The following is a 22,598-nucleotide window of genomic DNA, read 5'->3' as shown; positions in this document are numbered from 1 at the left end:
GGGGCGGTGTCCTTCCGGATGCCGCCCCACCCCGTCCTGGAGTTGACCATGTCTGTTGCCACCCGCTCGGGCCGCGTGAAGCTGCCACCCGAGCAGCCGTCCATTCCCCAGCGCAAGGGGGGAACCGGCGCGTACTGGATGTACCTGCTGCCCGGCTTCGCGCTGTTGATCGTGATCGTGATCGTCCCGCTCATCTGGAACGTCTACCTCACCTTCACGAAGTGGAAGGGCGTGCGCACGCCCGAGTTCATCGGGTTGGAGAACTGGCAGAAGCTCCTCACGGACGACGACTTCTGGACCTCATTCACCAACTCGGTCTGGATGGTCATCGCGATGGTGGTCGTCCCCACGATCGTGGGGCTCATCGTCGCGGCGCTGCTGTTCGACGTCGTGGGTCGCAAGTTCGGCGGCAAGGTCGGCAGCTTCTTGCGGGCCACGTACTACCTGCCGCAGATCCTCCCGGTCGCCATTGCCGGCATCGTCGTGGGCTGGATCGTCCGCCCGGGCGCGGACGGCGCTCTCAACCAGATCCTCGGATTCTTCGGCATCCCGCCCGTGGACTGGCTCGGGCAGATGCCGTCCGCCCTCATCGTGCTCATGGTCGTGCTGATCTGGGTGCAGCTGGGCTACCCGATCGTGGTCTTCATGGCCGCCCTGCAGCGCGTCGACCCGGAGCTGTACGAGGCCGCGGAGCTCGACGGAGCCAACTGGTTCCAGCGGTTCTCGGCCATCACGATGAGCATCATCCGCCCGGAGATCTTCGTCGTCACCCTGACCTGCACGATCGCCGCGCTCAAGGTCTTCGGACCCGTCTATGTCATCACCCGCGGCGGTCCCGCCGGGGCGACCCTCGTGCCGGCGTACTACGCGTACACGGAGTTCTTCACCAAGCGCAACGTCGGCTACGGCGCGACGATCGCGACGGTGCTCACGATCGTCGTCGTGATCGTCTCGATCGTGTTCATCCGGGTGCAGAACTCGATCGAGCTCAAGGAAAGGGCGGGACTGTGATGGCCGTCGGAACCGTTCTGACCACCACCCCGGCCACGTCGGCCAAGACTCCGCGGCCGTCGCGCGGGCGCGGCGGGATGACGAAGAAGCGCAGCATCGACTGGCTGCTGCTGGCCCTCGTGATCGTGGGCGCGCTCGCGGTGATCGCGCCGTTCTACCTCGTGCTCGTGAACTCGTTCAAGTCCCCGATCGACTACGCGACCTCCGGCCCGCTCGCGCTGCCGGAGTCGCTGGACTTCTCGGGCATCGTGAAGTTCTGGGAGCGGGTGAACTTCCCCGAGAAGGTCTGGAACTCGATCTTCATCTCGGGCGTCGTCGCCGTGCTCGCCGTCCTGATCTCGATGCTGAACGCGTTCGCGATCGGCATCGGCCGGGTCAAGGGCCGCTCGTGGATCGTGCTGCTCTTCCTCCTGGCGAACCTGCTGCCGCAGGAAGCCCTGCTGTACCCGCTGTACTACATGTTCAAAGAGGTGGGTCTCTACGACAACGTGTGGTCGGTGATCATCGTCTTCACTGTGATCCAGGCGGCCTTCGGCACCTACCTGCTCTCCAGCGTCTACGGCACGTTCCCGAAGGAGATCCTGGAGGCGGCCTCGCTCGACGGCGCCGGCCGCTGGCAGATCCTCTGGCGGGTCGTCTTCCCGATCAGCCGCCCGACCCTGTCGGTGCTGCTCATCTTCTTCTTCATCTGGACGTGGAACGAGTTCCTCATCCCGCTCACGTTCCTCGCCTCCAACGCCAACCAGACGGTTCCTGTCGCCATCAGCGTGCTGCAGGGCGACCGCCTCATGGACGTCACGACGACGAGCGCGTCGGCACTTCTCGGCATCATCCCCACGCTCATCTTCTTCCTCATCTTCCAGCGCACCCTCACCAGGGGCATCACCTCAGGAGCAGTCAAGTAATGAAGTTCACCGACGGGTTCTGGCAGCTGCGACCCGGCGTCACCGCGCTGTACGCCCAGGAGGCGTACGACATCGATCGGCAGGATGCCGCGCTCGTGGTCACGGCACCGACCAAGGTGATCGCGTCGCGCGGCGACGTGCTGAACCGGCCGACCCTCACCGTCACACTGTCCTCGCCCCTGGAGGGGATCGTGCGGGTGCGGATCGCGCATCACACGGGCGGCGCGTGGCACGGCGGCTTCGATCTGCCCGGCGCGGTCGACGGCGGCGTCGGCTCGGCATCCGTGACCGAGGACGGCGGCGTGCTGCAGACCGGGCGCCTCACGGCGCGGATCGCCCCCGGTGCGCCGTGGGACCTCTCCTTCGAGATCGACGGGCAGCGCGTCACCGGCAGCGGCGGGCGCTCGCAGGGCTACATCTCGCTGGATGCCGGCGCCCAGGTCGACCGCGGAATCGTGGGCAACGCGCGCGCCGGCGCGGCCGCTCCGGTCGAGCGCGTGTTCGTGCACGAGCAGCTGGATCTCGGCGTGGGCGAGCTCATCTACGGGCTGGGGGAGCGCTTCGGACCGCTCGTGAAGAACGGGCAGACCGTCGAGGTGTGGAACGCCGACGGCGGCACCTCGAGCGAGCAGGCGTACAAGAACGTGCCGTTCCACCTCTCCAGCCGCGGCTACGGCGTGCTGGTGAACGATCCGGGTCACGTCTCGTACGAGATCGGGTCGGAGGCGGTCGAGCGCGTGCAGTTCTCGGTGCCCGGCGAAGTGCTCGAATACTTCGTGATCGCGGGCCCGACGCCCAAGGACGTCCTCGAGCGCTACACCGCGCTGACCGGTCGCCCCCCGATCGTGCCCGCGTGGTCGTACGGACTGTGGCTGTCGACGTCCTTCACGACCGACTACGACGAAGCGACCGTCACGTCGTTCGTGGACGAGATGGCCCGGCGCGAGCTGCCGGTGTCGGTCTTCCACTTCGACTGCTTCTGGATGCGCGAGTTCAACTGGTGCGACTTCGAGTGGGATCCGCGGGTCTTCCCGGACCCCGACGGCATGCTCGCCCGCCTGCACGAGAAGGATCTGCGCGTGTGCGTGTGGATCAACCCGTACATCGCGCAGCGATCGCCGCTGTTCGCCGAGGCGGCGGCATCCGGCTATCTCGTGAAGCGCCCCGACGGCTCGGTGTGGCAGTGGGATCTCTGGCAGGCCGGCATGGGCCTGGTCGACTTCACGAACCCGGATGCGACCGCCTGGTACCAGGGCAAGCTCCGCGCGCTGATCGACCAGGGCGTGGACTGCTTCAAGACCGACTTCGGCGAGCGGATCCCGCTCGAGGTGGACTACTTCGACGGATCCGACCCGTCGCGCATGCACAACCTCTACACACAGCTCTACAACAAGGCGGTCCACGACGTGCTCGTCGACGCCAAGGGCGAGGGCGAGGCCGTCCTGTTCGCCCGCTCGGCGACGGCCGGCGGCCAGAGCATGCCGGTGCACTGGGGAGGTGATTCGACCTCGACGTTCGCCTCGATGGCCGAGACGCTCCGCGGCGGTCTCTCCCTGGCCCTCAGCGGATTCGCGTACTGGAGCCACGACATCGGGGGCTTCGAGGGCACTCCGGATGCCGACGTCTTCAAGCGCTGGACGGCGTTCGGGCTGCTGGGCTCGCACAGTCGGTTCCATGGTTCGGGCTCGTACCGCGTGCCGTGGGCGTTCGACGAGGAGGCCGTCGAGGTCACGCGCGTCTTCACGCATCTGAAGATGCAGCTCATGCCCTACCTCTACGCGGCCTCCCTGGAGGCGGCATCCCTCGGCACGCCGCTCCTGCGACCGATGGCGCTCGAGTTCCCGGACGACCCCGCCGTCGGCTACCTCGACCGGCAGTACATGCTCGGCGCGGACATCCTCGTCGCGCCGGTCTTCAGTGCGTCGGGGGACGTGGACTTCTACCTTCCGGACGGCACCTGGACGCATCTGCTGACCGGCGAGCAGGTCGAGGGGGGACGCTGGCGGCGCGAACGGCACGACTTCCTCTCGCTCCCGCTGTACGTCCGGCCGGGCGCCGTGATCCCGTGGGGCGCGCGCACCGACCGCCCGGACTACGACTACCTCGAGGGCCTGCGCCTCCGGGTCTTCGCGGGCGGGGCGGGCACGGCCGAGGTCGTCGTGACGGCGCCGGACGGCCGTGCGGAGACCTTCCGGGTGAACCGGTCGGAGGTGACCGGCTGAGATCTGCGCTCCCGGGAATCGCACAGCCCGGCTCGGCCATCGCCGAGCCGGGCGGACGTACCCTGTCAGGGTGAGTTCCTCGACAGCGCTGACCTTCACCCGAGAGGCGGACGCCTCGCGCTACACCCTGCACCGCGGTGACGACCTGGTGAGTGTGCTGGACTACCGCGATGACGGTCGCACCGTCGCGATGACCCGCGCGTACACGGTGCCCACGTTCCGGGGTCACGGGTACGCCGGGGAGGTCGTCGACCGCGCGGTGGCCGACCTCGAGAAGCAGGGGGACCGTCAGGTCATCCCGGTGTGCTGGTACGTCGCCGACTGGTTCGCCGCGCACCCCGAACGCGCCGGCATCCTGCAGCAGCGCGCCCGCGCGTAGTCAGCGGGTACCGGGCCATATGCTGGCCGACGTGGACATCGAGACCGTCTTCACCGCGATCGCCCTCGGCTTCGAGGCGATCGGCGCGCTCGCGATGGTCATCGGGTTCGTGATCGCCGTCGTGCTCGGCTGGCGGTCACTGCGCCGGGGAGAGGGCGGTTCGGCGGCGTTCTCGGTCCTGCGCACGACGCTGGGGTCGGCCATCCTCCTCGGGCTCGAAGTGCTCGTGGCCGCCGACCTCATCCGGACGATCACCTCGAAGCCGTCGATGGAGGACGCCCTCATCCTCGGGGTCATCGTGCTGATTCGGACGATCCTGTCGATGTCGATCCAGATCGAGATCGAAGGCACTCTGCCGTGGCGGCGGGCGCTGCTGACCAGCGGCGGGCAGATGATCGGCGAAGCCGTCTCGCGCGACCGAGCCGCCTCCGCCGCGTCGCGTCCGGCGTAGACCTCGGCGCGATCCGCCGTCAACCCCTAGGGGCGGGCGGGCGCGGTGCGCGAGTGTGGGGGAGTCGATTGGAGACACCATGAGCACGGACGCCTCATCCACGGGCCTGCCGCCGAACACCCCGAACGGAACGGACGCCACCGCCGATACGGGGGATGATGTCGAGAGCGATCAGCCCGGCCAGAACGCCGACCCCGACCTGATCACCGATGATGACCTGAAGAAGGGTGAAGACGAATGAGCGACGCACAGAGTGGCGCCTCCGCAGCGGACTCCGTCGGCGGGGCGGTCCACGATTCCGACGACAAGCGCGCGCAGGTCGACGGGAACGGGCAGCCCGTGCAGAACGAGCCCGTGCTCGAGCAGAACGACGCCAGCACCGAGGACAAGCTCCAGGGGATCGCCGCGCAGACCCGCGTCGATCTGGGGGACGAGTCGCACGACCGATATGCGGAGGTCATCCGTCAGCGGCTGTCCGACGCGCAGATCGAGCTCAGCGACGACGAGGTCACCACATGGGCGCGCCGCGCGCACCCGAGCGGTGGCGACGGGGTCTGAGTCAGCCCCGAAGGAACCGTCGGATGGCGGCGGCCGAGGCCGCGGCATCCCGGATCATCGTCTCGTGGCCGTGCCCGGCGATCTCGGTCGCCGAGGAGTCGGGCAGGGCCGCGACGACGAATCGGCACCATGCCGGCGGGCAGACGCGATCCGACTCGCCGCGGATGACGAGCGTCGGCGCCGTGACGCGCGGGTAGACGGCTTCCGGTCGATGCGCGAGCATCGCGCGGAACTTGCCGCGCAGATTCGGTCCTGCCCGCAGGTACTCCCGGGCTCCGATCGCAATCACCCGCGGACTCTCGATCGCGATGTCCTGGACGAGCCGGAGGATCTGCTGCCACGCCGTCCGCTCCCGCCGGTTCACCGTGGGCCCGATCAGGACGACGCGGTCGACGAGCTGCGGATGCCGCGCCGCGAGTTCGACGGCGATCTGGCTGCCCATCGAATGCCCCACCACGACGACCGGCGCGCTGCGGCGATCGCGCAGCAAGGCGGCGAGAAGGTCGGCCGTCCGCTCCATCGTCAGGACGCGGACCGGCTCGGGTGCCTCGCCGTACCCGGGCAGGTCGACGGCGATCGTGCCGCCGCCGGCAGCGACCAGATGATCGGACAGGTCGGCGAAGATCGTGCGGCCCATCCCGATCCCGTGCACCAGCAGGAACGTGCTCTGCGCGTCGGCGGCACCGCGGGTCTCGGCGACGAGGGTCGCGCCCGCATGGCTGAAGGAGGCGATCGCGCTCACCCGTTGAGGCTAACCGCATCCCGGGCGACCCCCGGACCCGCCCGCACGACTAGCGTGGACGCGATGTCCGATACCGCCTCGCGCACCGCCGCCCCCACCGGGACGATCACCCTGAGCGCCCCCCAGCGGTGGCGGGCCTTCTGGGTGTGCGTCGCCGTCGCCGCGATCACGATCCTCGACCTGTCGAAGGTGAACGTCGCGCTGCCGTCGATCGAAGAGGCGCTCGGCGCCGGGTCGACCGAGCTGCAGCTCATCGTCTCCGGATACGTGCTCACGTTCGGGCTCGTGCTCGTGCCGATGGGCCGGCTCGGCGATCAGCGGTCCCGGCGCGCGCTGTTCATCGTCGGCCTGTCGCTGTTCACCGTCACGAGCCTGCTGTGCGCGATCGCGGTGAGCCCGGTGATGCTCATGATCGCCCGGCTGCTGCAGGGCGTGGCGGCCGGCATCCAGATGCCCCAGGTCCTGGGGCTCATCCAGCAGCTCTTCCAGGGCAAAGAGCGCGGACGGGCGTTCGGCCTGTTCGGCGCCACGATCGGCATCGCGACGGCGTTCGGGCCGACACTGGGTGGACTCCTCATCCTGGTCGGCGGGGCGACGGACGGCTGGCGCCTCATCTTCTGGATGAACGTGCCGCTCGGGCTCATCGCGATCGGGCTCGCGATCTGGGTGCTGCCGCGCACGCGGTTGAAGACGGGCAAGGCGCTCTCGTTCGACGCGTTCGGCGTCGTGCTCTTCGGCCTCGCCGTGCTCTCGCTGATGTGGCCGTTCCTCTTCACGACCGGGTCGCCGGACGACGACCCGCGTCGGTGGTGGCTCCTGGTCGCGTTCGTGCTCTTCGCCGGCGCGTTCGTCGCGTGGGAGCGCCGCTACGAACGCAACGGCAACCAGCCGCTCATCCGGTTCGCGCTGTTCCGGGTGTCCTCCTTCCGCAACGGCACCCTGCTGATCGCCGCGTACTTCACCGCGCTTCCCGCTCTGTTCCTGCTCACGACCCTCTTCCTGCAGACCGGCGTCGGACTCGAGCCGGTGTACGCGGGCATGGTCTCGATCGGGTTCGCTCTCGCGAGCGCGGTGTTCTCCTGGATCGGCGGCAACCTCGTCGGGAAGTACGGGCGACCGGTGGTCGTCTGGGGCCTTTCGGCGGTGCTCCTGTGCGTGGTCGGGCTCGCCGCCGCGGCGCTGTTCGTCCCCGCGGATGCCGTCGCGTGGGTCATGGCCGGCGTCATGGTGGTCGGCGGCATCGGCGGCGGACTCGTGATCTCGCCCAACCAGACGCTGACCCTCGCCGACATCCCGGTCAAGCAGGGCGGGGTGGCCGGCTCGATCGGACAGCTCGGCCAGCGCATCGGCACCGCCGTCGGCACGGCTGTGGCCCTGTCGCTCTTCTACGCCACGATCTACCGCGAGGCCGGCGGAGACGCACCGGACATCGTCGTCTATCACGACGCCTACGCGTACGGGATGATCGCCGTCGCGATCTTCGTCGCCCTCGCGTTCTCGATCTCGGTCATCGACCTCGGCTCGCGGCGCAAGAAGAAGCAGAAGGTCGGCTGAGCGAAAGCCCGCTCGCCTCGGCGGCGATGTCGGCGGGCCGCCGTAGCGTGTGAGCATGCGGATCCTGCACACCTCCGACTGGCACATCGGGCGGTCCTTCCACGGACACTCCACGCTCGACGCGCTGCGCGGTGTGCTCGAGCGCCTCGCCGATCAGGTGCGCGAGAACGACGTCGACGTCGTCATCGTCGCCGGCGACGTGTTCGACTCCGCCGCGCCCGCGGCCGCGTGCTACTCCCTGCTCACCGACACCCTCGCCGCCCTGTCCGCCTCCGGCGCCCAGATCATCGTGACGAGTGGAAACCACGACTCCGCCGCGCGACTCGGCTTCCAGGCGGCACTGCTGCGGGACGGGATCCATGTCGTGACCGATCCGCTCACGGTCGGCATCCCGATCACGATCGCCGACGCGCACGGCCCCGTGCACTTCTACGGCATCCCGTTCCTCGAGCCTGCGCTCGTGCGGCATCTGTGGCCGGACGCCGGGCTGCGTTCGCAGCACGCCACGATCGCGCACGCGATGGGTCTCGTCCGCGCCGACCTCGAGGCCCGCGGTGGGCGCTCGGTCGCGATCGCACACTGCTTCGCCGCGGGTGTGGAGGCCACCGCCGGCGTCGAGCGCGAGATCCGGCAGGGGAGCCTGGACGTCGTGGCGCTGAGCGCTTTCGACGGGCCCGACTACGTCGCGCTCGGCCACATCCACGGCCGCCAGCAGCTCTCCGACCGGGTGCGGTACGCCGGAGCGCCGCTGCACTACAGCTTCGGCGAGGGCGACAAGCCGCGCGGCTCGTGGCTGGTCGACCTCGACGCCGACGGGCTGTCAAGCGTGACCTGGCTCGACCTGCCCGTGCCGCGGTCCCTCAAGACCCTCCGCGGCACGCTCGATGAGCTCCTGACCGACGAGCGCTTCACCGATTCCGAACAGGCGTGGGTGTGCGCGCAGTACACCGACGCGACGCCCCAGCTCGATCCGATGCGGCGTCTGCAGGCCCGGTATCCCTTCTGCGCCACGGTGATGCACACGCCGGAGGGTCGGCGCGCAGACGACGGCCTGACCTACTCCCGTCGCGTGCGCGCGGCGCGCAGCGATGCCGAACTCGTCGATGCGTTCCTCATCCACGTGCGCGAGGGCGAGGGCGCAAGCGAGCACGAGGCACGGATCGTCCGCGACGTCATCGACGAGCGCAGTCTCGCCGAGGCGCGCGCATGAGACTCCACCGTCTCGAGATCGAAGGGTTCGGACCGTTCCGGGAGCGGCAGGTCGTCGACTTCGACGCCTTCGCCGCCGACGGCATCTTCCTGATCGCGGGCCGCACCGGCGCCGGAAAGTCCAGCGTGCTCGACGGCGTGTGCTTCGCGCTCTACGGCGGGGCGCCGCGCTACGAGGGTACGGACAAGCGCCTGCGCAGCGACCACTGCGCACCTGAGGACCCGACGACGGTCTCGGTCGAGTTCAGCGCCGCAGAGCGACGGTGGCGGGTGACCCGGTCACCCGAATACGAACGTCCCAAGCTGCGCGGACCGGGGCTCACGACCGAACCCCACCGCGCCCAGCTCGACGAACTCGTCGACGGCGAATGGGTCGGTAAAGCAGCGCGCCCGGTCGATGTGGCCCGCGAGCTCGACGAGATCCTGGGGCTGAGTCAGCAGCAGTTTCTCCAGGTGATCCTCCTGGCACAGGGGCGTTTCGCGGAGTTCCTCCTCGCCAAGAACGACGACCGGCAGCGGCTGTTGCGCAAGCTGTTCGGCACGCGCACGTACGAGGACTATCAGAACGCGTTCGAGCAGCGCCGGAAGGACGCCGAGCGCGCGCTGACGGCCGCCGGCGATGGAGTCGGGATGCTCCTCGGCGAGGCGGAGCGGCTCACGCGCGAGACTGCGGGGGACGAGCCCTCGGCTGACGGGACTCCGTCGACCGCCGACCGCTTCGCGGAAGTCGAGCGCGCCGTGCAGCGCGCCGCGTACCGCGCCGAGACGAGTGCGCGCGAGCGCGATGCCGCCGACACCGCGCACGCGGCGGCCGAGGCGCGGCACCGTGCCGCGGCGACCCTGCGTGAGAAGCAGGTGCAGCGCGTCCGCGCGCGGACGGCACTGGCCGCCTTGGAGTCCGCGTCCGGCGCGATCGACCACGACCGTCTGGTCCTCGAGCGCGCGGTCGCCGCCGAGGCACTGCGCACATCGATCGATGTCGCCGCCCGCGCCGAGGCGGCCGCGAGCCGTGCGTCCGCCGCCGAGCAGCTCGCGCTGACGGCCTGGATCGCGGCGGGGGAGCGACCGGATGCCGCCGGGCTCGGCATCCGGATCGCGCAGCTCACCGGCGAGATCGCGATCGCGACGGCCGCCGCGTCGGCGGAGTCCGAACTCGCCGCCGCCGAGAACGCCGTGGTCACCACGCGGGAGACGTGCGCCGAGTTCACGGCGCTCCTCGGCCGGATCGACGAGGCACGGGCAGGGCTCCCCGAACGACTCGCCCGGCTCGACGAGCAGATCCGCGTGCACACCGCCGCCGCGGGTGCGCTCCCCGCGGCGCAGGCGCACCGCGACGAGGTCGCCGAGCGGCTCGCCGCCGCGCGGGAGGCGGAACAGCTCGCGGGCGCGCGGAACGACGCCGACGCCGCGCACGCCGTGGCACTGACCGCGCTCGAGCGCGCCGCAGCGACGGTGAACGCGCTCCTCCGACAGCGCCTCGCGGGCCATGCCGCCGAACTCGCCGCCGCCCTCGTCGACGGAGAACCCTGCGCGGTGTGCGGCGCGCTCGAGCATCCCGCACCGGCGCCGCTGACGGACACCGTGGTGACCGATGACGACGTCGCCGCGGCCGAGGCGCAGAAGGATCACGCGGCGGATGCCGAGCGCGCGGCATCCGGGCGCGCACGGCTTGCACGCGACGCCCACGCCGCTGCCCTCGCCCGAGCGGGCGGCGAGTCGGTGGAGACGCTGGAGACGGCCATGACGGCCGCGGAGGTTGCCCTCGTGGCCGCCGCCGACTCCGCCCGGTCACGAGACCGACTGCAGGCCGAGCGCGACGAACTCCACGCGACCGACAAGGCCGCAGCCACCGAGCGCGAGGCACTTGCGGCCGAGCTGGTCGAGGCGCAGACCGCGCTCGCCCGCCACGAAGCGCAGGCTGCGGGCGCACGAGCGACCGTGGATGCCGCCCGCGGCGACTTCGCGTCGGTCTCGGCCCGCATCGCGGAGGCGACTCGGCTTCGGAGCCTCGCGCAGGCGCTCGAGGACGCGCACGCGGAGGCCTCCGTGCGGGCGGCTGCCTCCGCGGATGCCGCCGCCGACCTCGCGGTCCGCATCGAGAGCTCCGGGTTCGTCGATGCGGCGGAGGCCACGTCGGCTCTGCGCGACGCGGGGGAACGCACAGCGCTGGACGCCCGGATCCGCGACCACGACGCGGCGCTGCGCGCCGAACGGGACCGTCTTCGCGAGCTCGAGCTCGACCTGGCGGGCGAACCCGATGAGCCGATCGACCTCGAACCGCTCAGCACCGCTCTGGCGGCGGCACGCGACGCGTGGAGCGCCGCGGTGGATGCCGCCGTGCATGCCGCGCAGACGCACGAGCGCCTGCGCGACCTGCACGCACGCGCCGTGCAGGCGCACGCGACGATCGCCGACCTCGCCGACGAGTACGACGTCGTGGCCCGGCTCGCGAACACGGTCGCCGGCAAGGCCCCGAACACGCACCGCATGACGCTCGAGTCGTTCGTCCTCGCCGCCGAGCTCGAAGCGATCGTCGAGGCCGCGAATCTGCGTCTGCAGGACATGTCGTCCGCCCGGTATCGGTTGCAGCACACCGACGCCCGCGCGGCGCGGGGAGCGGCATCCGGCCTCGGTCTGCAGGTCATGGACGCCCACACGGGTCAGGCGCGTCCCGCGCAGTCGCTCTCCGGCGGGGAAACGTTCCTCGCCTCGCTCGCCCTCGCGCTGGGCCTCGCGGAGGTCGTGACCGCCCGCGCAGGAGGCGTGAAGCTCGACACCCTGTTCATCGACGAGGGCTTCGGTTCGCTCGACGACGACACGCTCGACCTCGCGATGCGCACGCTCGACGAGCTCCGCCAGGGCGGGCGCACGGTCGGCCTCATCAGCCACGTCGCGGCGATGAAGGAGCAGCTCCCCGCTCAGCTCGTGGTGGAGGCCACGGCGCAGGGCCCGAGCGTGATCCGCCAGGACTCGGCGCTTCCGGTCTGACCGGAGCTCCCTCCCGGCACGAGGGCGGAGGAGCAGGGCTCAGGCGCCGTAGGCTGGAGGGGTGAACAAGGGAACAATCTGGACCATCGTCGGCGTCGTCGCAGCCATCGTGATCGCGTGGTTCCTCGTGAACATCCTGTTCTCGGTGCTGGCCTTCGTCTTCAAGCTGCTCGCGGTCGCGGTCGTGGCGCTGATCGTCTTCGTGATCCTGCGCGTGATCTTCTCGCGCCGCGACACCGAGGTCTGAGCCGGCTCAGACGCCGTACTCGTCGCGGATGAACTCGCGCAGCTGAGCGCTGCAGGCGGTCACCGTCGCACGCCAGTCGGTGATCGCGTCGTCCTGCGCACGATCCGAGACCGCCTTGATCACGCGGATCGGGACGCCGAACTGCTCCGCCACCCACGCGTACGCGTAGGCCTCCATGTCGACCAGACCCGCCCCGAGCGGGCGGATCACCGCGACGGCCTCGACGTCGTCGACGAAGTGGTCGCCGGTCGCGATCGTGACACCCTCGCGTCCGAGCTCGACGCGGGGCGGCAGGGACACGTGCTGGCCCACGATCCCGTCGATGTCGGTCACATCGTGCTGGATCGCGGCATCGATCTCGTACACGTCCGCACTCAGCAGTGTGTCGATCGCACCCGCGGTGCCGACCACGACGATCTCCTCATAGCTGCCGGCATCCAGAGCACGGGTGAGCGCATACGTCGCCTGCAGCTTGCCGGGACCGGTGACGAGCCGGTCGAATCCCGGAAGGTCCTCCGGAAAGGCGACGAGTTCGGCTTCGAGGGCGGCGACCAGGAGTTTCATCCCTCCAGTCTCCCAGGTCGTGCCCGCAAGCTTCGGCGCCATGTTCCTGCGACGGCGCCTGAGGTTTCATAGGGCCATTGCAGATCGGTGTCGCCAACCTGCCGGGGGAACGCCCGGATCAGACGCTGAACAGGTCCGCGGGGACCACCTCGCCGACTCCGGCGTCGCGCAGCACCTGCCGCGCGGCGTACCAGCCGGGCATGCCGGTGACCCCCGGACCGGGGGGAGTGGATGCCGAGCCCAGGTACACGCCGGGCATCGGAGTCCGCCACGGCGTGGGGGAGACCACGGGCCGGCGCACCGCCTGCACGACGGTGAACGCGCCGCCCAGGATGTCGCCGCCGATGTCGGACGGATTGAACGCGACGCGCTCCGCCGCAGTCATCGAGTGAGAGCCCAGGACGCGGTCGCGGAAACCCGGAGCGAAGCGCTCGACCTGCCGGGTCACGAGCTCGGTCGGGTCCAGCGGGGAGTCTGCGGGCACGTGGATGTACGCCCACAGCACAGCCTTGCCGCGCGGCGCCCGCGTCGGGTCGAGGACCGACGGCTGGACGGCGAGCACGTACGGTCGGCCGGACACCGCACCCCGCGCCACGGTGTTCTCCGCGTGCTCGACCTCCGCGCGCGTTCCGCCGAGGTGCACCGTCGGCGATCGCGCGACGTCGGGGTTCTCCCAGGGGATGGGGCCGTCCAGTGCGAAGTCCACTTTCGCGGCGCCGGCGCCGTAGCGGTACCGGCGAATCGCCCGTGCGTAGCCGCCGGGGATCCCCGGGTGGGTGAGCAGCAGCCGCGGCGACGTGTCGAGCACGAGGACGTCGCCGGCGGCCGGGTCGCCCCAGTCGAGGTCTGCGAGCGAGTCCACGCGGTGCTGCGTCACGACCTCGCCGCCGTGCGCGCGCACGTCGGCGATCAGTGCGTCCGCGATGCGTTGCGCGCCGCCTCGGGGGTAGGCCCACCCGTCGCCGGTGTGGCCGTGTGCGGCGAGGAAGAGCCCCGACGCGGCGGCGCCGAGCGAGGGCAGGCGGGTGTTCGCGTGCGCGAAGACCCCGGACAGCAGGGCCGCTGCCTCCTTCGTCGAGAAGGTCCCGCGGCCGAGCGCCGTTCCGAGCTGCAGGACGCGCAGACCGAATCTCGCGGTGGTGAGCGGATGCCGCGGCACGCGCAGCAGCTGCGAGCCGGTGAAATCCACCACGGCGTCCAGGTGCGAGCTCAGCGGCCGCAGCGCTGCGCGCCACGCGCGGGCGTCTGCTCCCAGTGCCTCGGCGGTCCGGTCGATGTCGCGCCACGCGATCGCCGCCCGTCCGCCGTCGAGCGGTTGGGCGTAGGAGATGTCGGGGGTGACCCAGTCGATCCGGCTGCGCAGCCGGAAAGCGCGGAAGAACGGGGAGCTGAGCGCGGCGGGATGCACCGCGGATCCGATGTCGTGGCGGAAGCCCGGGAGCGTGAGCTCGGCAGTGCGCAGACCGCCACCGGCCTGCGCGGACGCTTCGAGCACGCGCACCGAGTAGCCGGCCCGCGCGAGCGCGACGGCGGCCGTGAGTCCGTTGGGCCCGCTGCCGACGACCGTGGCGCGCTTGCCCATGGATCAGTCGTCCGCGCGGGCGGATTCGGGGAGGGCGGCATCCAATTCGGCGAGCCAGACCGCCGCGTTCCCGTCCGACGGCGCGCGCCAGTCGCCGCGCGGGGAGAGGGATCCTGCCGGCGACACCTTCGGGCCGTTGGGGATCGCCGAGCGCTTGAACTGCGCGAACGCGAAGTAGCGCTGCAGGAAGACCCGGAGCCACTTCGCCACCGTGGGCAGGTCGTAGGCGTACCGGTCCTCGGCGGGGAAGCCCGGCGGCCACGCCCCGGCATCCGCATCGCGCCACGCGCGCTCGGCGAGGAAGGCGATCTTGGACGGCCGCATGCCGTAGCGGAGGATGTGGAAGAGCGCGAAGTCGTGCAGCGCGTAGGGGCCGATGCGGTCCTCGGTGGACTGCAGCTTGCCGTCCTGTCCCGCCGGGACGAGTTCGGGGCTGATCTCGGTGTCGAGCACCGACTGCAGGACCCGCTTGGCCTCGGCGCTCAGCCCGGTCGTGTCATCGGCGATCACCCAGCGGATGACGTGCTGGATGAGGGTCTTCGGAACTCCGGTGTTCACGGCGTAGTGGCTCATCTGGTCGCCCACGCCGTACGTCGCCCAGCCGAGCGCGAGCTCGGACAGGTCGGACGTGCCGATCACGAGCCCGCCCCGCTGGTTCGCCAGCCGGAACAGGTAGTCCGTGCGCAGTCCCGCCTGCACGTTCTCGAACGTCACGTCGTGCACGGGCTCGCCGTCGGCAAACGGATGCCCGATCCGGCCGAGCAGCTCGGTGGCGGCATCCCGGATGTCGATCGTCTCGATCGATGCGCCGATCGCCTCGGCGAGGGCGATCGCGTTGGACTTGGTGTGATCCGAGGTCGCGAACCCCGGCATCGTGAAGGCGAGGATGTCGCTGCGGGGGCGCCCCATGCGATCCATCGCCCGGGCGATCACCAGGAGCGCGTGGGTGGAATCGAGGCCGCCGCTCACGCCGATCACGGGCTTGGGTCCGCCGATCGCCTGGAGGCGCTGCACGAGACCCGACACCTGGATGTTGAAGGCCTCGTAGCAGTCCAGCGCGAGACGCGCGGGGTCATCCGGCACGAACGGGAAGCGGTCCAGCGCGCGGTGCAGGCCGATGTCGCCGGTCGGCGGGCTGAGTTCGAAATGCACCGTGCGGAACATCGCGTCGGCGTGCTCGGCGCGGCGGTTGTCGTCGAACGTGCCCTGGCGGAGGCGGTCCTGGCGGAGGCGGTCGAGGTCAACATCGGCGATCGCGCGGCGCGGGCCGTCGGGGAAGCGCTCGGTCTCGGCCAGCAGGGTGCCGCCCTCGTAGATCAGGGTCTGACCGTCCCACGAGACGTCGTTCGTCGATTCGCCCTGCCCGGCAGCGGCGTACGCGTACGCCGCGAGGCACCGCAGCGACTGCGACCGGCAGAGGATCTTGCGGTCCTCGGCGCGGGCGATCGTGATCGGGCTGCCGGAGAGGTTCAGCAGGACGGTGGCCCCCGCCAGCGCCGCGGAGGAGGACGGCGGGATCGGCACCCAGACGTCTTCGCAGACCTCGGCGTGGACGACGAGGCCCGGCACGTCGAGGGCTTCGAACAGCAGGTCGGGTCCGAACGGCGCCTGCAGCTCGCCGATCCGGATGTCCTGCCCCGCCTGATCGTCGCCGGGGGCGTACCAGCGGCGCTCGTAGAACTCGCGGTACGTCGGCAGGTACGACTTCGGGGCCACGCCGAGCAGCTCGCCGCGGTGGATCACGACGGCGCAGTTGTAGAGGCGGTTGCGGTGCCGCAGCGGCGCACCCACCACGAGCATCGGCAGAAGATCCTCGGATGCCGCCACGAGCGTCGCGATGGCGTGCTCGGTCGCATCGAGCACGGCATCCTGCATCACGAGGTCGTCGATCGCATACCCGGTCAGGCACAGCTCGGGGAAGACGGCGACGGCGACGGCATCGGCGTCGCACGCGCGTGCGGTCGCGAGCACGGTTTCGGCGTTGCGCGCCGGGTCGGCGATCGCGACGGGGATCGTGCACGCGGCGATGCGGGCGAAGCCGTGGCGGTAGGCACTCTCGAAGTCGAGGCTCATCCGCCCAGTCTGTCAGGAGGGCGGCGCTTCGTCGCGTCAGCCGAGTTTCGCCACGATCGCCGCGATCCGGCGGTCGCGGGTGTCCGCGGTCTTCGCGCCTTCGACATTCGTGACGTGCGCCTTGCGCGCGCTCGGGGCGAGGGCGTCGAACGCCTGCCGCGCTCCTGCGGCATCGAGCGCGGCACCCAGATCCGTGGGCACCTCCACGGTGCGCGGGGTCGTGTCGAGCTCGAGGTCGACCGTGATCGGATCTCCGCCCGTCAACCCCGTGGCGGCGCGCTTGTCGGAGGAGAACGGGATCAGGTGGCGCCCGCCCATGACCGCGAGCGTGCTCGGATAGCGGAAGCCGTTCACGGTCACGAGCACCGCGGCGCGCTTTCCCCCGCCCAGCTCGGAGACGAGGTCGGGCGGGACCTCGATGCCCGTGTTGTTGCCCTGTTGCAGAAGCGTCGTCTCGAACCGCATATCCGCGAGCGTACAGCCGCCCTGCTCCCCGCGAGAGGGCAGATGTGCAGGGCGACACGCCGTGTCCAGGGTGCATGTGTGCCCTCTCGCGAGCGGCAGGCGGTGTCGGGGGACGCACGTACGATCGGGGGGACGAAAGGGACCCTGTGCGATACATCCCGGCTGAGGCGCGCGTCGTCTGGAGCGCGAGCGACCTCAAGGCGGCCGCCGAGTGCGAGTTCGCCTGGCTGCGGGCGATCGACGCGAAGCTCGGGCGCATCGCGGCGGTCGACGAGCCCGAAGACGCCACCCTCGAGCGCGCCGGCCGCCTCGGCGGCGAGCACGAGCTGCGGGTGCTCGCCGACTACCGACGCCGGTTCGGTGAGGGCGTGATCGAGATCGCCGCGGCGAGATCATCGGATGCCGACGCGCTGGCCGCCGCCGTCGCCCACACGAACACCGCCCTCGCCTCGGACGCAGACGTGATCTACCAGGCGGCTTTCGCGACGGACGAGTTCGTGGGCTTTGCCGACTTCCTCGTCCGCGACGAGGGCGGCCGGTGGATGGTGCAGGACAGCAAACTCGCGCGCCGCGCCCGGGTGACCGCACTCATGCAGCTGGCCGCTTACGCCGATCAGCTCGACCGGCTCGGCATCCCGCGCTCCGATCGCGTCGAGCTGCTGCTGGGCGACGGGTCGACGAGCGAGCATCTCGTCGACGATCTGCTCCCCGTGTTCGATCTCCGCCGCGCCCGCCTGCGCGCCCTGATCGCCGACCGCGCGCTCGACCGCGGCGCCGACGCGCCGGCGATCGCATGGGGCGACCCCCGCGGCGAGCTCGGGGTCATCGCGTGTGGGCGGTGCGCGACGTGCGACCTCGAAGTGATCGCGAATCGCGACCTCCTGCTCGTGGCGGGAATGCGCCCGGTGCAGCGCGAGCGGCTGCGCGCCGCCGGCGTCGAGACGATCGACGCTCTCGCCGCGGCTCCGACCGGGCCCGCGGGCATGAATCCGGACACATTCGCGATGCTGCGCACGCAGGCGCGGCTGCAGCTGAGCGCGCCGGCGGGCACGGGCGGGGCCGACCCGACCGGCGCCCCGCCGCCGTACGAAGTCGTCGCGCCGAAGGCGCTCGGTGCCCTCCCGCGGCCCGACCTCGGAGACCTGTTCTTCGACTTCGAGGGCGATCCGCTCTACACCGAGGGCGATGCGACGGTGTGGGGCATCGACTACCTGTTCGGGTGGGTGGACGTCCGCGAGCAGTACAGCGCGCTGTGGGCGCATTCGTTCGCCGACGAGAAGGCGGCTCTGCAGCGCTTCCTGGATCTTCTCGAGGTGCACCGGGCCCGGCATCCGGATTTCCACATCTACCACTACGCCCCGTACGAGCCGACGCACCTGCTGACGATGGCGGCGCGCTATGGGACGCGCGAGGCCGAGGTCGACCGCCTGTTGCGCGACGGCGTGTTCGTCGACCTGTACCCGATCGTCCGGCAGGCGCTGCGGGTCGGGTCGCGGTCGTACTCGATCAAGAAGCTCGAGCCGCTCTACATGGGCGCCGACGTCCGCACGAGCGACGTGCAGAAGGGCGACGACTCGATCGTCCGCTACGTCGAGGCGCGCGCGCTGCAGGACGAGGGGGCGGATGCGGCGGCGCAGGCGATCTTCGACGACCTCGCCGATTACAACCGCTACGACTGCGTCTCGACGAGGCGTCTGCGGGACTGGCTCGTCGACCATGCGCGGGAGGCGGGGCTCCGCCCGACGCCGAACCAGGACCCGGACGAGCGGTCGTACGAGCCGTCTCCGCGCGCGGTCGCCCTCACGGCGCTCGCCGCAGACCTGCCCGACGAATCACCCGAGTCCGCCGCCCTGCAGCTGGGCGCCGCGGCGATCGACTACTACCCGCGCGAGGCCAAATCGTTCTGGGCCACGCACTTCCTCCGCCTGCGCGAGCCGCTGTCGCTGTGGGAGGAGACCCGCGACGTCACGGTCGTCGACGCCACCCGGTCACGCGTCATCGAGGACTGGCACCACCCCGAGGGCAAGAGCGAGCGCCGACGCGTCGAGCTTCGGGGCGAGCTCGCACCCGGAACGCGGCTCAGTGGGGGCTCCTCGCCGTTCGCGATCTACGAGCTGCCCGCGCCGTTCCCGTTCGATGCGAAGCCGCGGTGGATCCACGGCGTCCGAACGGTCACGGTCGTCGAGGTGCTCGATGACGGGGCGATCGTCGAAGAGCTCGCGGTGGACGGGAACACGTGGGACGAGCTGCCGATCGCACTGACACCCCAGGCGCCGCCGAGTGCCGGCCGTCAGCAGGCGGCGATCGACGACTGGGCCGATGGTCTCCTCGCCGCCGCGCCCGATCTGCCCGGCCATCCAGCGACTGACATCCTGCTGCGCCGACCCCCGCGCACCCGCGGCGGGTCTCTCCCGGCATCGACCGGCGACGACGTCGACGCGATCGTCCGCGCGGTGCTCGACCTCGATCAGAGCTACCTCGCGGTGCAGGGACCGCCCGGGACCGGCAAGACGTTCGTCGGCTCGCACGTCATCGCGCGGCTCGTGCGCGAGCACGGCTTCCGGGTCGGAGTCGTCGCGCAGTCGCACAACGTCGTCGAGCACATGCTCGGACGCGTCGTCGCGGCGGGCGTCGAGCCGGGCATCGTCGGCAAGGCGCCCAAGGACGCCTCCGCCCCCGGCATCCCGTACACGGCGATCCCGAAGAACGGCATGACCGCATTCACCGCGGAGCACGCTGCGACCGGGTTCGTCGTCGGCGGCACCGCGTGGGACTTCGCGCACGAGGGGCGCGTACCCCGGGGCAGCCTCGACCTGCTCGTGATCGACGAGGCCGGACAGTTCTCCCTCGCCTCGACGATCGCGGTCTCCCTCGCGGCGCCGCGGCTGCTTCTGCTGGGCGACCCGCAGCAGCTGCCGCAGGTCAGCCAGGGGACCCATCCCGCACCTGTGGACAGATCCGCGCTCGGGTGGGTGATCGACGGGGCCGATGTGATCCCCGCCGAGTACGGGTACTTCCTGGCGCGCACGTGGCGCATGAGGCCCGAGGTCGCGGCGCCCGTCTCCCGGCTGTCCTACGGTGGCGAGCTCGCCGCGCATCCGGCGACGGCGCGGCGCGTCCTGGACGGCATCCGTCCGGGTCTCCTTCCGATCCCGGTGCGCCATCACGGCAACGCGACGCAGTCTCCCGAGGAGGCGGCCGTCGTCGCCGCGCTCGTCCGCGACCTCGTCGGGCGCGAGTGGACCGGCATCCGCATCGGCGAGGACGGCGACGCCGAAACGCTGCCGCCCCGCCCGCTGGGCGAGCGCGACATCATCGTCGTCACGCCGTACAACGCGCAGCAGGTGGCCGTCGAGCGGGCCCTGACGGATGCCGGATTCCCCGACGTGCCGGTCGGGACGGTCGATCGCTTCCAAGGTCAGGAGGCCGCGGTGGCGATCGTGTCGCTCGCCGCGTCGTCCGGGCGCGACGCACCGCGCGGACTCGAGTTCCTCCTGCTGCGCAACCGGCTGAACGTGGCGATCTCCCGCGCGATGCATACGGCGTATCTGGTCTCGTCACCGGGCCTGCTGGACGACCTCCCGCGCACGCCGGACGGAGTGGCGCGGCTCAGCGGGTTCGTCCGGCTGACGCAGTCCGCCGATGCGTCGGTGGACGCGCGCGAGCCGGTGACGGTGCTCGAGGCCCATTAGACGGCTCGGGCGCGACTGTCAACCCCGTCCGTTCCGGAACCCGGAGTTCGTACGCTATCCAGGCGTCTTTCGGGACGCAGGCCGCGGCATCCGTTCGGCGAGGGGTGGATGCTGCGGCCATCTCTGTCTTGCGCCGACGTATCACCGCGTGCCCGGGGCGCTCTCCCTTTCAACGAGGGGGAGAACATGACTGCCATCGACGCCGGATCCACCGTCCGTCTGGAAACCGCCACCGCGGACGCGCCCAAGCGGCGCGGACTGCTCTTCTGGGTCATCCGTTACCTGCCCGCCGAGATCGTGGGCACCGCGGCGATGATCGTGGCGGGGCTGGCCGTCACGGCCTGGACCGATGTCCCTGCACTCATCGCGCTTGCAGCCATCGTGGGGGAGAGCCTCGGCTTCTACGCCGTCCTGGCGATCACGATCTACGCCGAGCAGTCCGCGGTGTCGGCGAACGGCCGCAACGCCGTCGTGCGCACGTTCATGCTGCTGGTCGCCGAGTTCGGGCCGGCCGAGCTTCTGGACACGCTGCTCGTGCGCCCCGCAGCGCTCACACTCGGTGTCTGGCTCATCCCCGATCCGGTGTGGGGTCTGCTGGCGGGCAAGGTGGTCGCGGACATCATCTTCTACGCGGTGGCCGCCGGATCGTTCATGATCACCGCGAAGACGGGTCTGCGCGAACGACGCGCCAAGGAGCAGGACTCGTGAGCATCGCCACCACCCGCCGCGCGGAGGAGGCCTTCCGCGACGCGCGTCGCGAAGAGGCCGCCTCCCTGATGCGATCGGATGCCGCTCGCGCGGCGATCGCGCTGCACGGCACACCGGTTCTGCTGCTGCAGACCGAGCGCGTCCGCGCCCAGTACCGCCGCCTGCGGGCCGCGCTGCCGTTCGTCGACTTCCACTTCGCGGTGAAGGCCCTCGCTCACGAGGGGGTCCTGGAGACGCTCGCGGAGGAGGGGTGCGGCTTCGACGTGGCGACCGGCGAAGAGCTCGCGCTTCTCGATCGCGTGCCGCGCGGACGCATCATCCACACGCACCCGATCAAGAAGCCCGCTGAGATCGCGGAGGCGATCGACGCCGGCGTACGGACGTTCGTGATCGACAACGAGATCGAACTGGCGAAGTTCATCGGAGCTCCGTCGGATGTCCGGCTCCTGGTGCGGCTCGCGTACCGCAGCCCGCACGCGAAGAGCGACCTGTCCAGCAAGTTCGGGGTGGGCCCGTTCGAGGCCATGCACCTGATCGTCGCGGCGCGCGAGCGCGGCATCCGCGTCGCCGGCTTCAGCTTCCACGTCGGCAGCCAGCTCGATGACCCGGCCCGATTCGCCGCGGCGATCACGGAGACGGTCGCGCTGATCGATCGCGTCCGCGCCGAGCTCGGCGTGCACCTGGACGTGCTAGACATCGGCGGGGGCTTCCCGATCGCGTACGACAGTGCGGTGCGGTCGATCGAAGAGCTCGCGGCCGTGATCGGCCCCGTGCTGGCGGCGCGCGCGGGCGACCTGGAGATCCTCGCCGAACCCGGACGGGCGATGGTCGCGGAGTCGATGATGCTCGTCACGAGCGTCGTGGGGGTCGCTGAACGTGATGACGGGCGGTGGTACTACCTGGACGACGGCCTCTACGGGGCGTACTCGAACGTGCTCACCGAGGACGTGCATCCGCTGATCTTCGCCGAGCGCGAGCTGGAGGCCGCGGACACGTCTGCGCACCGTTGGGCGACGCTCGCCGGGCCGACGTGCGACTCGAGCGACGTGATCGCCCGGGAGGCGCTCATGCCCGAGCTCGAGGTCGGCGACCTGCTCGTGAGTCCGGCGATGGGCGCGTACACCGTCGTGACGGCCAGCCGCTTCAACGGCCGACCCGTGACGACGATCGCCGTGCTGGACGCCGTCGAGGTCGCGCGGGTCGGCGCCGTGGAACGCGAGCCGGCCCTGGCTGCGCTGGCGTGACCCG

Annotated in this window: 19 protein-coding genes; 14 read left to right on the top strand and 5 right to left on the bottom strand. The window is 70.9% G+C overall.

Going from position 1 to position 22,598, the window contains the following annotated elements:
- Positions 1-48 precede the first annotated feature (48 nt).
- From ABD197_RS14475 to ABD197_RS14445, 7 genes are all read left to right on the top strand, one after another.
- Positions 49-1,011, top strand: a complete 963-nt coding sequence (locus ABD197_RS14475; RefSeq protein ID WP_344055558.1) for a carbohydrate ABC transporter permease — start codon at positions 49-51, stop codon at positions 1,009-1,011.
- On the top strand, positions 1,011-1,916 hold the full coding sequence (locus ABD197_RS14470; protein ID WP_344055557.1) for a carbohydrate ABC transporter permease: 906 nt from the start codon (positions 1,011-1,013) through the stop codon (positions 1,914-1,916). The genes ABD197_RS14475 and ABD197_RS14470 overlap by 1 nt, the downstream gene beginning before the upstream one ends.
- Positions 1,916-4,138, top strand: coding sequence for an alpha-xylosidase (gene yicI / locus ABD197_RS14465; RefSeq protein ID WP_344055556.1), 2,223 nt, complete (start codon positions 1,916-1,918; stop codon positions 4,136-4,138). The genes ABD197_RS14470 and yicI overlap by 1 nt, the downstream gene beginning before the upstream one ends.
- Before the next feature lie 70 nt (positions 4,139-4,208).
- A complete protein-coding gene (locus tag ABD197_RS14460) occupies positions 4,209-4,517 on the top strand; it encodes a GNAT family N-acetyltransferase (RefSeq protein WP_344055555.1) in 309 nt (102 codons plus the stop codon).
- A 31-nt stretch (positions 4,518-4,548) separates the two neighbouring features.
- Positions 4,549-4,968 (top strand): DUF1622 domain-containing protein, encoded by a 420-nt coding sequence (locus ABD197_RS14455; protein WP_344055554.1) that lies wholly within the window; start codon positions 4,549-4,551, stop codon positions 4,966-4,968.
- 79 nt (positions 4,969-5,047) lie between these two features.
- Entirely contained in the window at positions 5,048-5,209 is a 162-nt protein-coding gene (locus tag ABD197_RS14450) for a hypothetical protein (RefSeq protein WP_344055553.1), read from the top strand.
- On the top strand, positions 5,206-5,526 hold the full coding sequence (locus ABD197_RS14445; protein WP_344055552.1) for a hypothetical protein: 321 nt from the start codon (positions 5,206-5,208) through the stop codon (positions 5,524-5,526). The genes ABD197_RS14450 and ABD197_RS14445 overlap by 4 nt, the downstream gene beginning before the upstream one ends.
- Before the next feature lies 1 nt (position 5,527).
- Here ABD197_RS14445 and ABD197_RS14440 read toward each other — a convergent pair whose 3' ends face one another.
- A complete protein-coding gene (locus ABD197_RS14440) occupies positions 5,528-6,268 on the bottom strand; it encodes an alpha/beta fold hydrolase (protein ID WP_344055551.1) in 741 nt (246 codons plus the stop codon).
- A 63-nt stretch (positions 6,269-6,331) separates the two neighbouring features.
- Here ABD197_RS14440 and ABD197_RS14435 point away from each other — a divergent pair, with 63 nt between their 5' ends.
- The 4 genes from ABD197_RS14435 to ABD197_RS14420 all read left to right on the top strand — a co-directional run bounded on the left by ABD197_RS14435 (position 6,332) and on the right by ABD197_RS14420 (position 12,266).
- The gene (locus ABD197_RS14435) at positions 6,332-7,822 is read left to right on the top strand and encodes an MFS transporter (RefSeq protein ID WP_344055550.1); all 1,491 of its coding nucleotides are present in this window, start codon (positions 6,332-6,334) and stop codon (positions 7,820-7,822) included.
- Positions 7,823-7,877: 55 nt separating this feature from the next.
- Complete coding sequence (locus ABD197_RS14430) at positions 7,878-9,032, top strand: exonuclease SbcCD subunit D (protein WP_344055549.1); 1,155 nt, start codon at positions 7,878-7,880, stop codon at positions 9,030-9,032.
- Positions 9,029-12,019 carry an AAA family ATPase gene (locus ABD197_RS14425; RefSeq protein WP_344055548.1) on the top strand — a complete coding sequence of 997 codons (2,991 nt, stop codon included), beginning with the start codon at positions 9,029-9,031 and terminating at the stop codon, positions 12,017-12,019. The genes ABD197_RS14430 and ABD197_RS14425 overlap by 4 nt, the downstream gene beginning before the upstream one ends.
- Positions 12,020-12,080: 61 nt before the next feature.
- A complete protein-coding gene (locus tag ABD197_RS14420; protein WP_344055547.1) occupies positions 12,081-12,266 on the top strand; it encodes a hypothetical protein in 186 nt (61 codons plus the stop codon).
- 6 nt (positions 12,267-12,272) lie between these two features.
- Here the strand turns inward: ABD197_RS14420 and ABD197_RS14415 are convergent, their stop codons facing one another.
- From ABD197_RS14415 to ABD197_RS14400, 4 genes are all read right to left on the bottom strand, one after another.
- Positions 12,273-12,830, bottom strand: coding sequence for a phosphorylase family protein (locus tag ABD197_RS14415; protein ID WP_344055546.1), 558 nt, complete (start codon positions 12,828-12,830; stop codon positions 12,273-12,275).
- 118 nt (positions 12,831-12,948) lie between these two features.
- The gene (locus ABD197_RS14410) at positions 12,949-14,412 is read right to left on the bottom strand and encodes a phytoene desaturase family protein (protein ID WP_344055545.1); all 1,464 of its coding nucleotides are present in this window, start codon (positions 14,410-14,412) and stop codon (positions 12,949-12,951) included.
- A gap of 3 nt (positions 14,413-14,415) precedes the next feature.
- On the bottom strand, positions 14,416-16,485 hold the full coding sequence (locus tag ABD197_RS14405; RefSeq protein WP_344055544.1) for an NAD(+) synthase: 2,070 nt from the start codon (positions 16,483-16,485) through the stop codon (positions 14,416-14,418).
- 36 nt (positions 16,486-16,521) lie between these two features.
- Entirely contained in the window at positions 16,522-16,950 is a 429-nt protein-coding gene (locus tag ABD197_RS14400; RefSeq protein WP_344055543.1) for a YdeI/OmpD-associated family protein, read from the bottom strand.
- Between the two features lie 146 nt (positions 16,951-17,096).
- Here ABD197_RS14400 and ABD197_RS14395 point away from each other — a divergent pair, with 146 nt between their 5' ends.
- From ABD197_RS14395 to ABD197_RS14385, 3 genes are all read left to right on the top strand, one after another.
- Complete coding sequence (locus tag ABD197_RS14395; protein ID WP_344055542.1) at positions 17,097-20,642, top strand: TM0106 family RecB-like putative nuclease; 3,546 nt, start codon at positions 17,097-17,099, stop codon at positions 20,640-20,642.
- A 186-nt stretch (positions 20,643-20,828) separates the two neighbouring features.
- The gene (locus ABD197_RS14390) at positions 20,829-21,350 is read left to right on the top strand and encodes a hypothetical protein (RefSeq protein WP_344055541.1); all 522 of its coding nucleotides are present in this window, start codon (positions 20,829-20,831) and stop codon (positions 21,348-21,350) included.
- A complete protein-coding gene (locus ABD197_RS14385; RefSeq protein ID WP_344055540.1) occupies positions 21,347-22,594 on the top strand; it encodes a type III PLP-dependent enzyme in 1,248 nt (415 codons plus the stop codon). Before ABD197_RS14390 ends, ABD197_RS14385 begins: the two co-directional genes overlap by 4 nt.
- Positions 22,595-22,598 lie beyond the last annotated feature (4 nt).

Source organism: Microbacterium lacus (assembly GCF_039531105.1).
Lineage (GTDB): Bacteria > Actinomycetota > Actinomycetes > Actinomycetales > Microbacteriaceae > Microbacterium > Microbacterium lacus.
The sequence above is the reverse complement of the archived record's forward strand: the minus strand, read 5'-3'. Positions and strand labels throughout refer to the sequence as shown.